Source organism: Lysobacter cavernae (genome assembly GCF_042648505.1).
Taxonomy (GTDB): domain Bacteria; phylum Pseudomonadota; class Gammaproteobacteria; order Xanthomonadales; family Xanthomonadaceae; genus Lysobacter_L; species Lysobacter_L cavernae.
Window position 1 is genome coordinate 449513 of record NZ_JBHRXK010000003.1, and the last position, 12599, is coordinate 462111.

Below are 12599 nucleotides of genomic sequence, written 5' to 3' on the forward strand. Positions count from 1 at the left end.
GACGCTGCCGGCAGGATGGGGGCAGGCCTTCGGGCCGGGGTGAATCGCAAGTTAACTAAACCGGCTGGATCGGCCCGGGCCCGCCGCGCCGGGTGCGTGCGTGGAACTTCAGTATTCCGCGGATGGGCTGGAAATGGGGTCGGCGCGGGCCCATATTCGACCACAGCCGCATTCATGAGTTCCTGCAGGAGAACCGTTTTGAACAACAGCGTCTTGAGCGAGCGCACCGCCACCGCGCCCGAGATCATCATCTATACCACTGCGATCTGCCCCTATTGCGTCGCGGCCAAGAACTTCCTCAAGAGCAAGGGGCAGCACTGGACCGAGGTCCGCATCGACCTGGATCCGGTCGAGCGCGAGAAGATGCTGGCGCGGACCAGGCGCACCAGCGTGCCGCAGATTTTCATCGGCGATACCCATGTCGGCGGCTACGACGACATGATCGCGCTGCATCGCCAGGGCGGGCTGGAACCGCTGCTGGCCGGGGACGTGGCATGAGCGCTGGCAAGACCGAGGGCGAGTCTTCCGACGCGAACGAAGGCGACCGCCTCGCCGAGTTCACCGCATTCCGCAAGCGCATGAACGAGCGCATCCTGGCCGAACCCAACCAGGTCGTGCGCCGCTTCTTCGCGCTCGACACCCAGACCTACCAGGCCGGCGCGCTCGACGTGAAGACCAAGGAGCTGTTGGGCCTGGTCGCGTCGCTGGTGCTGCGCTGCGACGACTGCATCAGCTACCACGTCGCCCAGTGCAAGGAGGCCGGCGTCAACCGCGACGAGATGTTCGAGGCGTTCTCGGTGGGACTGGTCGTGGGCGGTTCGATCGTGATCCCGCACCTGCGTCGTGCGGTCGATTTTCTCGATCGACTGGAGCAGGGCGAAGCCGCCGCACCGGCCGGCCACGACCACGGCTGAGGCCCCTGAAAGCCCGCTACAGCGGGCTTCGACCAAAGTCACGGGGTTCCGCGCCTGCAGGCCGGGACCGCTTCCGGCATAATTAATGGGCTAACCATTCGGCGCCGTACTTCGTACACCGCGCCCATCAGCTGGAAGAAATCCCTTATGACGCAGACCATTACGGTGATCCGTGGCGACGGTATCGGCCCGGAAATCATGGACGCCACCTTGCACGTGCTCGACTCGATGAACCTCGGGTTGCAGTACGAGTTCGCCGACGCCGGCCTGGTCGCGCTCGAGAAGCACGGCGAGCTGCTGCCGCAGGCCACGCTGGATTCGATCCGCAAGAACCGAATCGCGCTCAAGAGCCCGCTGACCACGCCGGTCGGCGAGGGCTTCAGCTCGATCAACGTCGAGCTGCGCAAGCGCTTCGACCTGTACGCCAACGTGCGTCCGGCCAAGTCGTTCCCGAACACCAAGTCGCGCTTCCCGGACGGCGTCGACCTGATCACGGTGCGCGAGAACACCGAAGGCGCCTACATCGGCGAAGGCCAGTCGTTGTCCGAGGACGGCGAGACCGCGCTGCTCACGCAGAAGGTCACGCGTCGCGGCTCCGAGCGCATCGTCCGCTACGCCTTCGACCTGGCCCGCAAGACCGGTCGCAAGAAGGTCACGGTGGTGCACAAGGCCAACATCCTCAAGTCGACCTCGGGCCTGTTCCTGAAGACCGCGCGCACCGTCGCCGCCGAGTACCCCGACATCGAGTGCAACGAGATGATCGTGGACAACACCTGCATGCAGCTGGTGATGCGCCCGGAGCAGTTCGACATCATCGTCACCACCAACCTGTTCGGCGACATCATCTCCGACCTGTGCGCCGGTCTGGTCGGCGGCCTGGGCCTGGCGCCGGGCGCCAACATCGGCACCGACGCGGCGATCTTCGAAGCCGTGCACGGCACCGCGCCGGACATCGCCGGCCAGGGCAAGGCCAATCCGTGCGCGCTGCTACTGGGCGCGGCGCAGATGCTCGACCACCTCGGCCAGACCGAGAAGGCCGAACGCCTGCGCGCGGCGATCATCGCCACGCTCGAGGCCAAGGACTCGCTGACCCCGGACCTGGGCGGCAGCGGCAACACGATGTCCTTCTCCCAGGCGATCGCCAGCTGGATCTAACCGGCCATCCAGTGATCCATGGACGGGGCGCCTTGGGCGCCCCGTTCTGTTTTGGAGGCCCCGCAGGGGGCATGGGTGACCCGCCTGCGTTCTGTCCATGGACTCGACAGCGCCCGTGCTGCACTGCAAAATTGGCGTGTTTTCAAATCCATTCGGATAAAGCGATGAATGAACCGGTCCGTCCGAGCTCCCTGGCGCTGACGCCACTGCTGCTGTTCCTGGCACTGTTCTTCGGGGCCGGCCTGTATTTCACCGCGCACGGCGAGGCGATGGGGTTCTACCAGTTGCGCGCGCCGGTCGCGATCCTGCCGGCGCTGGCGCTGGCCGCGTTCATCGCCTGGCGGCACGGGCTCAAGCCGCTGGAGACGCTGCTGTCGGGCATGGGCGACCACAACGTGGTGCTGATGTGCCTGATCTTCCTGCTCGCTGGCGGCTTCGTCGAAGTGTCCAAGGCGATCGGCGCGGTCGATGCGATCGTCGCGCTCGGCATCGGCAACGTGCATCCGGCGCTGTTGCTGCCGGGATTGTTCGTGGTGGCCGGCTTCATCTCGCTGTCGTTGGGGACCTCGATGGGCACGATCGCCGCGGTCGCGCCGATTGCGCTGGGCGTGTCCGATGCCTCGGGCCTCGACCGAGCGCTGGTGCTGGGCGCGGTGATCGGCGGCGCGACCTTCGGCGACAACCTGTCGGTGATCTCCGACACCGCCATCGTTGCCAGCCGCACACAGGGCTGCACCATGCGCGAGAAATTCCGCGAGAACCTCAAGCTGGCGCTGCCGGCGGCGTTGCTCACCCTGGTGGTGCTCGGCTTCGTCGGCGAAACCGCGCCGGTGCAGACGCTCGATCCGGTTTCGCCGTGGCTGATCCTGCCGTACCTGATCGTGCTCGGCCTCGCGCTGGCCGGTGTCGACGTGATCATCGTGCTGAGCCTGGGCTTGGTCATCGCCGGCCTGTTCGGTGCGTTCTTCACCGACGAGTTCGGTGTCGCGGCCTACGCCAACCACATCTGGGAAGGCTTCGAGAGCATGGTCGAGATCACCTTGCTGTCGCTGCTGGTCGGCGGTCTCGGCGCGCTGCTGAAAGCGACCGGCGGCCTGGCCTGGGTGGCCAAGGTAATCGGCCGGTTCGCGCGCGGCCACAAGAGTCGCCGCGCCGGCGAAATAAGCATCGCCACGCTGTCGGCGACCACCGATGTGTTCACCGCCAACAACACCGTCGCGATCCTCATCAGCGGCGGCCTGGCCCGAGACATTGCCCAGCAGCACGGCGTGCCGCCGGCACGCGCCGCCAGCGTGCTCGACATCTTCGCCTGCGTGACTCAGGGCGTGCTGCCCTATGGCGCGCAGATCCTGCTGGCGGCGTCGCTGGGGGCGGTGTCACCGCTCGCCCTCGCCGGCAGCGTGCATTACAGCTGGTTGCTCGGTGCGATCACGATCGTGGCGATGTTGTGGCCGTCGCGTAAACGGCAGCCGCGACCGGCGTCGGTCGCCGGGGCATGATCGAGTAGATGTGAAAAGGGGCGCGAATCGCGCCCCTTTTCACATCGCCAGCAGGCGCGAGGTCAATCGCGTGATTGCAGCTTGGCCAGCAGTCGCAGGAACTCCACATACAGCCACACCAGCGTGACCATCAGACCGAACGCGCCGTACCACTCCATGTACTTGGGCGCGTTCTGCTCGACGCCGGTTTCGATGAAGTCGAAGTCCAGCACCAGGTTCAGCGCGGCAATCACCACCACGAACAGGCTGAAACCGATGCCGATCAACCCCGACTCGTGGATGAAGGGGATATTGATCTTGAAGAAACCCAGCACGATGGTGGCCAGGTAGACCAGGGCGATGCCACCTGTGGCGGCGACCACGCCCAGTTTGAAGTTCTCGGTGGCCCTGATCAGGCCCGAGCGATAGGCGAAGAGCAGGGCGAACAGGGTGCCGAAGGTCAGCATCACCGCCTGCATCACGATGCCCGGGAAGCGCTGCTCGAACATCGCCGAGATGGCGCCGAGGAAGAAGCCCTCGACCAGCGCGTACAGCGGCGCCGTGACCGGCGACCATTCCTTCTTGAAGGTCGTGATCAGGGCCAACACCAGCCCACCGATCGCGCCGCCCCAGACATAGGGACCGGCGCCGACCACGCCGGCGGAGGTGAACTGCACCTGGTTCCAGGCAAATGCCGCGGTGAGCACGCACAGCAACAGCAAGACGCCGGTCTTGTTGACCGTGCCGTTCAGGGACATGGTGTCGCTGTCGCGGCGTACCACCGTGCCGCTGGCGAGGTCCAGAAAGGTGCTTTCCTTCAAGGCCGGATTGCCGCTGCGCATCATCATGTTGCCCCCTGTTCCCTGGTCAGTGTGAGAGCTCGAGCATACAACGGCACAACCAGAGAGCGGCTGCTCGTTGACAGCGGCCGGCGCGCCACCCAAACTAGTCGGCCTTTCGCGGCGTTGGCGCGCAACGGAAGTCCCGGCTTCGGGGTATAGCTCAGCCTGGTAGAGCGCCAGCTTTGGGAGCTGGATGTCGTGGGTTCGAATCCCTCTGCCCCGACCATCCGGACCCTGTGGCAAGTTCCGAAACGGCGCGTCAGTTAAGATTGAAGACTGGCGCCCGTAGCTCAACCGGATAGAGCACCGGCCTTCTAAGCCGGTGGTTGCAGGTTCGATTCCTGCCGGGCGCGCCAAACGTCGATGCGGTATCCAAGCTTTATGGTGGCTGTAGCTCAGTTGGTTAGAGTACTGGATTGTGATTCCAGATGTCGGGGGTTCGAGTCCCCTCAGCCACCCCAATCACTTGGCGAAATCGATTCAAGTTGTTATGATTTCGCTTCTACGTTGTTCCGGGCCGTTAGCTCAGTTGGTAGAGCAGTTGACTCTTAATCAATAGGTCCAAGGTTCGAATCCTTGACGGCCCACCAATCCGGAAAGCACCTGGCTCTGCCAGGTGCTTTTTTCTTGTCCGCGACCCGGCCTAGAATGCCGCCGCGGCGACCGCGTCCGGCGGCAATGCGAAAGTGGCGGAATTGGTAGACGCCCTGGATTTAGGTTCCAGTGCCTAACGGCGTGCGGGTTCGAGTCCCGCCTTTCGCACCAGCCCGCCTTACCTCCTAGCGGCCAGTGCAGTCCGAGCGAGCGCTCGCGAGTGGCGAGCTGAACGAGCCGGTTTCAAGGTGCAACAGGTCCACGCAGGCCGCCGGGCTAACTTCGTGCCCGGTCCGTCCACAAGCTGGCGGCGGCGGCCGTAATCAGCGAAACTATCCCGTTCCGCTGGCGGGCGACGGCCCCTCGTGCCCGACCAGCGGTCGGACAGGATCATCAACATCGTGCCGCGGCCGGCTGCCGCGGTGGCAGGAGTGGATATGCAAGTTTCGGTCGAAACGCTCGGTAACCTTGAACGCCGCATGACCTTCAGCCTCCCGGCGGATCGCCTGGAAAGCGTGGTCGATGGTCGCCTGCGCGAGATTGCGCGCGGTGCCAAGATCAAGGGTTTCCGTCCCGGCAAGGTGCCGGCCAAGGTGATCGAGCAGCGCTTCGGCGAGCAGGTCCGCGCCGAGGTGCTCGACGGCCTGCTGCGCGAGGGTTTCAGCAACGCGGTGCGTCAGGAGTCGCTGCAGATCGCCGGCAACCCGCAGATCGTGCCGGCCGCCGACCAGACGGAGCTGGCCTATGTCGCCACCTTCGAGGTGGTGCCGGACTTCGGCGACATTGATGTCGCCAAGCTCAACGTGATCCGTCACGCCGCGCAGGTCAGCGACACCGACATCGACGCGATGATCGAGAACCTGCGCCTGCAGCGCCGCAGCTGGAACGCGGTGGAACGTGCCGCGACGACCGGTGATGCGGTCGAGGTCGAGACCTGGTCGCAGATCGGTGACGAGCGTCTGCCGGCTGAGGGCGTCGAGCGCGGCGCCACTGCCATCGGTTCGGGCGCGATGTTCCCGGCAATCGAGGCGGCCCTGGTTGGCCTCAAGGTCGACGAGGAAAAACTGGCCGAGATCGAATTCCCGGCCGACTGGCGCGTGCCGCAGTTCGCCGGCAAGAAGGTCAATGTGCACCTGAAGGCCACCAAGGTGTCCGAGCCGGTTCTGCCGGAAGTCGATGCCACCTTCATCAAGAGCTTCGGCATCAAGAGCGGTGACGTCGCCCAGTTCCGCAACGACATCCGCAGCAACCTCGAGCGCGAGCTCAAGGGCGCGCTGATGACCCGCCTGCGCCGCGAAGTCGGCGAGCAGCTCATCGCCGCCTATGCGCAGGTCGAAATGCCGCCCAGGCTGGTCGAGAACGAGGCCCGCGACATGGCCCGTCAGACCATCGAACAGGCCCGCCGTCAGGGCCGTGCGATCGGCGAGATCCCGGCCGACGCCCATCAGGGCTTCATGGATGCGGCCCGCAAGCGCGTGCTGGTCGGCCTGCTGGTCGGCGAGATCGCGCGTCGCAACGAGCTCAAGCTCGATCCCAAGCGCGTGACCGAGACCATGCAGTTGATCGCTTCCACCTACGAAGAGCCGCAGCAGGTCATCGAGCTGTACCGCAACGATGCGCAGCTGATGTCCAGCCTGCAGTCGCGGGTGATGGAGGAGCAGGTGATCGACTGGATCGCCGAGCGCGCCCAGCACACCGAGCAGCCGCTGTCGTTCAGCGAGGCAATCCGCCAGTAATCGCTGCACCGGGACCACGGCGGGCATCCACCGTGGTCCGATCATTGACACAACGAACGCGCCCCTTGCGCTCCGCTCCGGTTGGCCCCAATTTGACCGGACATTGCTTCCCGCAAGCGCCCACTACAGCCCCAAGGTGCCGTCGAACATGGACAACCGGACCAAAGCCCTGAACCTCGTGCCGATGGTGGTCGAACAGACCAGCCGCGGCGAGCGCGCGTACGACATCTATTCGCGCTTGCTCAAGGAGCGGGTGATCTTCCTGGTCGGCGGCGTCGACGACCATGTTGCCAACGTGATCGTCGCGCAGATGCTGTTCCTCGAGGCCGAGAACCCCGAGAAGGACATCAGCCTGTACATCAACTCGCCCGGTGGCGTGGTCACCGCCGGCCTGGCGATCTACGACACCATGCAGTACATCAAGCCGGACGTGAGCACGATCTGCGTCGGCCAGGCTGCCTCGATGGGCGCGCTGCTGCTGGCGGCCGGTGCCAAGGGCAAGCGCTACGCGCTGCCGAACTCGCGGGTGATGATCCACCAGCCGTTGGGCGGCTTCCAGGGCCAGGCGACCGACATCGACATCCACGCCCGCGAGATCCTGACCCTGCGTCAGCGCCTCAACGAGATACTGGCCAAGCACACCGGCCAGGCGCTGGAGACGATCGCGCGCGATACCGAGCGCGACAACTTCAAGAGTGCCGAAGCGGCGCGCGAGTACGGTCTGGTCGACCAGGTGCTCGAGCGGCGTCCGGAAGACTCCATCCAGCCAGCGTGATCAGCCGGCCTGACCCGCCGGCTGCCGCCAAGCCGTTGATCCGACGACTTTTCAGGCCCGAGAGCCGACCCGCAGGACGGGCCGGAGCGCTGTGTTATTCTCGGGCCGCAGCACCTGAACACGTCCACTCAGGACGGGTTCAAGACATGAGCACCACCAAAAGCACCACTTGGGCACAAGCATGAGCGACGACCGACAGGGCCGCACTACCGGCGACAGCAACAAGATTCTCTATTGCTCGTTCTGCGGGAAGAGCCAGCACGAGGTCAGGAAGCTGATCGCGGGCCCCAGCGTGTTCATCTGCGACGAATGCGTCGAGTTGTGCAACGACATCATCCGCGAGGAGCTCGAGGAGAAGGCGCAGTCGGCACGCAGCCACCTGCCCAAGCCGCGCGAGATCCTCGAAGTGCTCGATCAGTACGTGATCGGCCAGCAGCGCGCCAAGCGCACGCTCGCGGTCGCCGTGTACAACCACTACAAGCGCATCGAGAGCCGGCAGAAGAACGACGACGTCGAGCTGGCGAAGTCGAACATCCTGCTGGTCGGCCCGACCGGCTCGGGCAAGACGCTGCTGGCCGAGACGCTGGCGCGCCTGCTCAACGTGCCTTTCACGATGGCCGACGCCACCACGCTGACCGAAGCCGGTTACGTCGGTGAGGACGTTGAGAACATCATCCAGAAGCTGCTGCAGAAGTGCGACTACGATGTCGACAAGGCGCAGCAGGGCATCGTCTACATCGACGAGATCGACAAGATCTCGCGCAAGTCCGACAACCCCTCGATCACCCGCGATGTGTCGGGCGAGGGCGTGCAGCAGGCGCTGCTCAAGCTGATCGAAGGCACCGTCGCCAGCGTGCCGCCGCAGGGCGGGCGCAAGCATCCGCAGCAGGAGTTCCTGCAGGTCGATACCCGCAACATCCTGTTCGTCGTCGGTGGTGCGTTTGCCGGTCTCGACAAGATCATCCAGCAGCGCAGCACCGAGGCCGGTGGCATCGGCTTTGGCGCCAAGGTCAAGAGCAGCGAGCGCAAGGTCGAGGTCGGCAAGATCCTGGCCGAAGTCGAGCCCGAAGACCTGATCAAGTTCGGCCTGATTCCCGAGTTCGTCGGCCGCCTGCCGGTGGTCGCCACACTCGAGGAGCTGGACGAGGCCGCGCTGGTCACGATCCTGACCGAACCGAAGAACGCGATCACCAAACAGTTCAAGAAGCTGTTCGAGATGGAGGGCGTCGAGCTGGAGTTCCGTCCGGACGCCCTGCAGGCGATCGCCAAGAAGGCGCTCAAGCGCAAGACCGGCGCGCGTGGCCTGCGCACCATCGTCGAGTCGGTGTTGCTGGACACCATGTACGAGCTGCCGTCGCTGGAGAACGTCAGCAAGGTCGTGGTCGACGAGTCGGTAATCGACCACAAGACCGAGCCGTACCTGATCTACCAGACCCCGCCGGCGGCTGCGCCGAAGGTCGCCGCCGCGGACTGAATGCGGCCACGTCGCCGCCTCCTTAGGTGGTGCCTGAAATCAGCTGTAACCGGCTGATTTCAATATGGATTCCCTTCTTGGCCTGGATCGTTGCATCCGGGCCGCTTGCATCCTTTCACGCAGGCCCCCATAACCGTGGCCAGGGGCCATCGCGCCCGCCGTCTTTCCGGGCGACCGCTGCCCGGGTCCCGTCTATCCGGAGCCCCCATCCATGACCGATTCCCCTGAACGCGAGACGCTGGCCCTGCCGGTTTTGCCGCTGCGTGACGTCGTCGTGTTCCCGCACATGGTGATTCCGTTGTTCGTCGGCCGCGACAAGTCGATCCGCGCGCTAGATCTGGCGATGGAGTCCGACAAGCGCATCCTGCTGGTCGCGCAGAAGTCGGCCGAGACCGATGACCCGGGTGCCGACGACATCTACGAGGTCGGCACGCTGGCGCAGGTGCTGCAATTGCTGAAACTGCCTGACGGCACGATCAAGGTGCTGGTCGAGGGCGTGTCGCGCGTGGCCGTGCATGACGTGGTCGAAAACGATGGCGCGCTTGCGGGGCGGGCGGAAGTGGTGGAGCCGCTGATCGACCGCGAGGAGCGCGAGATCGAGGCGATCGCGCGCTCGCTGATGGGCCTGTTCGAGCAGTACGTCAAGACCAACCGCAAGCTGCCGCCGGAGCTGATGCAGACGTTGTCCGGCATCGACGAGCCCGGTCGCCTGGCCGACACCATCGCCGCGCACCTGGGCGTGCGCATCGGCGACAAGCAGAAACTGCTTGATACCCACGCAGTCGGTGCGCGCCTGGAGCAACTGGTCGGTCTGGTCGATGGCGAGATCGACGTGCAGCAGCTGGAGAAGCGCATCCGCGGCCGGGTCAAGTCGCAGATGGAGAAGAGCCAGCGCGAGTACTACCTCAACGAGCAGATGAAGGCGATCCAGAAGGAGCTCGGCGAGATCGACGATGCGCCCAACGACATCGACGAGCTTGCTCGCAAGATCGCCGAGGCCGGCATGCCCAAGCCGGTTGAAACCAAGGCCCGCGCCGAGCTCAACAAGCTCAAGCAGATGTCGCCGATGTCGGCCGAAGCCGCCGTCGTGCGCAACTATCTGGATTGGCTGCTGGGCGTGCCGTGGAAGAAGCGCACCAAGGTGCGCAAGGACCTCAAGGCTGCACAGGACGTGCTCGATGCCGACCACTTCGGCCTGGAGAAGGTCAAGGACCGCATCCTCGAATATCTGGCCGTGCAGTCGCGCGTGAAACAGATGAAGGGGCCGATCCTGTGTCTGGTCGGGCCGCCCGGCGTGGGCAAGACCTCGCTCGGCCAGTCGATCGCCAAGGCCACCAACCGCAAGTTCGTGCGCATGTCGCTCGGTGGCGTGCGCGACGAGGCCGAGATCCGCGGTCACCGCCGCACCTATGTCGGTTCGATGCCGGGTCGCATCGTGCAGAACCTCAACAAGGTCGGCAGCAAGAACGCGCTGTTCATGCTCGACGAGATCGACAAGATGTCGATGGACTTCCGTGGCGATCCGTCGTCGGCGCTGCTGGAGGTGCTCGACCCGGAACAGAACAACTCGTTCAACGACCATTACCTCGAGGTCGATCTCGATCTGTCCGAGGTGATGTTTGTCGCCACTTCCAATTCGCTGAACATCCCCGGGCCGCTGCTCGACCGCATGGAAGTGATCCGGTTGCCGGGTTACACCGAGGAAGAAAAGCTCAGCATTGCCATGCGCTATCTGCTGCCCAAGCAGATCAAGGCCAATGGCCTGAAGCCCGAAGAGCTGAAGGTGGCCGAGAGCGCGGTGCGTGACATCGTGCGCTACTACACGCGCGAGTCCGGTGTACGCAGTCTGGAGCGCGAGATTTCCAAGATCTGCCGCAAGGTCGTCAAGGAGATCGCCCTGGCCGGCCCCAAGGCCAAGAAGGCCGCCCTCAACGTCACGTCCAAGAATCTCGACAAATACCTGGGCGTGCGTCGCTTTGACTTCGGCCGTGCCGAGGAGCAGAGCGAGATCGGCCTGGTCACCGGCCTGGCCTGGACCGAGGTCGGTGGCGACCTGCTGCAGATCGAGGCGACGCTGGTGCCGGGCAAGGGACAGTTGATCCTGACCGGCCAGCTTGGCGACGTGATGAAGGAATCGGCGTCGGCTGCGCTGTCGGTGGTGCGTGCGCGCACTGAGCGGCTGGGCATCGATCTCGACTTTCTGCAGAAGCACGACGTGCACGTGCACGTGCCCGAGGGCGCCACGCCCAAGGACGGCCCGAGCGCCGGCATCGCCATGGCGACCGCGCTGGTGTCGATGCTGACCAAGAACCCGGTCAAGGCCGACGTGGCGATGACCGGTGAGATCACCCTGCGCGGTCGCGTGCTGCCGATCGGCGGCCTCAAGGAGAAACTCCTCGCGGCGCTACGTGGCGGCATCCGCACGGTGATCATCCCCGACGAGAATCGCAAGGACCTGGTCGACTTGCCCAAGAGCGTGACGCAGGGCCTGAAAATCGTCTCGGCGAAGTGGATCGACGAAGTACTCGACATCGCGCTGGAGCGTCCGATCGCGCCGGTGCCGGCGTCGGGTCAAGGTGAGGTGGCGGTGCGTGACGGCAGCAAGTCGGTGAGTCAGGCCGACGTCAAACATTGATCGCAGCCACTTGTCGGAAAACGATCAAAAGCGCTGGAAGGCCCGTCATTGCTAGCTTTCAAGCTTGCACCCCCAAAATGCCGCTGGTATAACGATCGCAACCGCGCGCTGCTGTAAATCAGCATGCGCGCGGCAAGGTCGATCGGAGCAGTTCGCCGTGCGTGGACTGTCCCGATTCTCAGAACATGCGGCAACATCCGCACAGGGAGTCAATACGAATGAACAAGGCTGAGTTTGTTGGTGCCGTCGCCGACGCCGCCGAACTGTCCAAGACCGATGCCGCCAATGCTGTCGACGCCGTGATCAGCACGATCACCAAGGCGTTGAAGAAGGGCGACACCGTCACGCTCGTGGGCTTCGGCACCTTCCAGGTCCGCAAGCGCGCCGCGCGCCAGGGCCGTAATCCGAAGACCGGCGAGACCATCAAGATCAAGGCCTCGAAGAATCCGTCCTTCAAGGCTGGTAAGGCGCTGAAGGATGCCGTAAACTAAGCAACTCGCTCGCGGGTGCTTAGCTCAGCGGTAGAGCGTCTCCTTTACACGGAGAGGGTCGGGGGTTCGAAACCCTCAGCACCCACCATCAAGCACCAACGCCAGCGAACGCTCAGGTTTCAAAGTGCGGAGTGGTAGTTCAGTCGGTTAGAATGCTGGCCTGTCACGCCGGAGGTCGCGGGTTCGAGTCCCGTCCACTCCGCCAGTTTCACCAAAGGCGCCGGAAACGGCGCCTTTGCTTTTAAGTGAGGGCATTGCAATCGTTGCCGACAGGCGCGGTCGCATGGCCGGAAGTTGCAAAACGTGGAGTGGTAGTTCAGTCGGTTAGAATGCTGGCCTGTCACGCCGGAGGTCGCGGGTTCGAGTCCCGTCCACTCCGCCAGTTTTTTGAAGGCGCCGGAAACGGCGCCTTCTTTTTTGCCTGTCCCTTGGGCGGCGGGTCACCGCGACGACGGGCGATGGCCGGCGCGGAAGCGCGCTAAACTGTCCGGCTTACGACTGACGC

Annotated in this window: 10 protein-coding genes and 8 tRNA genes; 17 read left to right on the top strand and 1 reads right to left on the bottom strand. The window is 64.5% G+C overall.

What is annotated here, in order from left to right:
* Positions 1-198: 198 nt before the first annotated feature.
* The 4 genes from grxC to ACFOLC_RS09215 all read left to right on the top strand — a co-directional run bounded on the left by grxC (position 199) and on the right by ACFOLC_RS09215 (position 3568).
* Positions 199-498: a glutaredoxin 3 gene (gene grxC / locus ACFOLC_RS09200; protein ID WP_386758940.1), complete on the top strand. Its 300-nt coding sequence runs from the start codon at positions 199-201 to the stop codon at positions 496-498.
* Positions 495-914 (top strand): carboxymuconolactone decarboxylase family protein, encoded by a 420-nt coding sequence (locus ACFOLC_RS09205; RefSeq protein WP_386758941.1) that lies wholly within the window; start codon positions 495-497, stop codon positions 912-914. Before grxC ends, ACFOLC_RS09205 begins: the two co-directional genes overlap by 4 nt.
* Positions 915-1061: 147 nt before the next feature.
* Complete coding sequence (locus ACFOLC_RS09210; protein WP_386758942.1) at positions 1062-2069, top strand: isocitrate dehydrogenase; 1008 nt, start codon at positions 1062-1064, stop codon at positions 2067-2069.
* Positions 2070-2233: 164 nt separating this feature from the next.
* Entirely contained in the window at positions 2234-3568 is a 1335-nt protein-coding gene (locus ACFOLC_RS09215) for a Na+/H+ antiporter NhaC family protein (RefSeq protein ID WP_386758943.1), read from the top strand.
* 62 nt (positions 3569-3630) lie between these two features.
* On the opposite strand, the gene ACFOLC_RS09220 is transcribed toward ACFOLC_RS09215, so the two are convergent.
* Entirely contained in the window at positions 3631-4395 is a 765-nt protein-coding gene (locus ACFOLC_RS09220) for a Bax inhibitor-1/YccA family protein (RefSeq protein WP_386758944.1), read from the bottom strand.
* 143 nt (positions 4396-4538) lie between these two features.
* Here ACFOLC_RS09220 and ACFOLC_RS09225 point away from each other — a divergent pair.
* The 13 genes from ACFOLC_RS09225 (at position 4539) to ACFOLC_RS09285 (ending at position 12476) form a co-directional block, all read left to right on the top strand.
* Positions 4539-4615 (top strand) — tRNA-Pro (locus ACFOLC_RS09225).
* Between the two features lie 53 nt (positions 4616-4668).
* Positions 4669-4745: transfer RNA gene (locus ACFOLC_RS09230), tRNA-Arg, on the top strand.
* 28 nt (positions 4746-4773) lie between these two features.
* Positions 4774-4850: transfer RNA gene (locus tag ACFOLC_RS09235), tRNA-His, on the top strand.
* A 53-nt stretch (positions 4851-4903) separates the two neighbouring features.
* Positions 4904-4979: transfer RNA gene (locus ACFOLC_RS09240), tRNA-Lys, on the top strand.
* A 90-nt stretch (positions 4980-5069) separates the two neighbouring features.
* Positions 5070-5154 (top strand) — tRNA-Leu (locus tag ACFOLC_RS09245).
* Between the two features lie 266 nt (positions 5155-5420).
* Positions 5421-6719, top strand: coding sequence for a trigger factor (gene tig / locus ACFOLC_RS09250; protein ID WP_386758945.1), 1299 nt, complete (start codon positions 5421-5423; stop codon positions 6717-6719).
* A gap of 148 nt (positions 6720-6867) precedes the next feature.
* Entirely contained in the window at positions 6868-7494 is a 627-nt protein-coding gene (clpP, locus tag ACFOLC_RS09255) for an ATP-dependent Clp endopeptidase proteolytic subunit ClpP (protein ID WP_386758946.1), read from the top strand.
* A gap of 181 nt (positions 7495-7675) precedes the next feature.
* A complete protein-coding gene (gene clpX, locus ACFOLC_RS09260; protein WP_386758947.1) occupies positions 7676-8968 on the top strand; it encodes an ATP-dependent Clp protease ATP-binding subunit ClpX in 1293 nt (430 codons plus the stop codon).
* A gap of 211 nt (positions 8969-9179) precedes the next feature.
* Positions 9180-11603, top strand: coding sequence for an endopeptidase La (gene lon, locus ACFOLC_RS09265; RefSeq protein ID WP_386758948.1), 2424 nt, complete (start codon positions 9180-9182; stop codon positions 11601-11603).
* Between the two features lie 218 nt (positions 11604-11821).
* On the top strand, positions 11822-12094 hold the full coding sequence (locus ACFOLC_RS09270; RefSeq protein ID WP_386759041.1) for an HU family DNA-binding protein: 273 nt from the start codon (positions 11822-11824) through the stop codon (positions 12092-12094).
* 13 nt (positions 12095-12107) lie between these two features.
* A tRNA-Val gene (locus tag ACFOLC_RS09275) sits at positions 12108-12182 on the top strand.
* A 40-nt stretch (positions 12183-12222) separates the two neighbouring features.
* Positions 12223-12299, top strand: a tRNA-Asp gene (locus tag ACFOLC_RS09280).
* A gap of 100 nt (positions 12300-12399) precedes the next feature.
* A tRNA-Asp gene (locus ACFOLC_RS09285) sits at positions 12400-12476 on the top strand.
* The last annotated feature ends 123 nt before the right edge of the window (positions 12477-12599 follow it).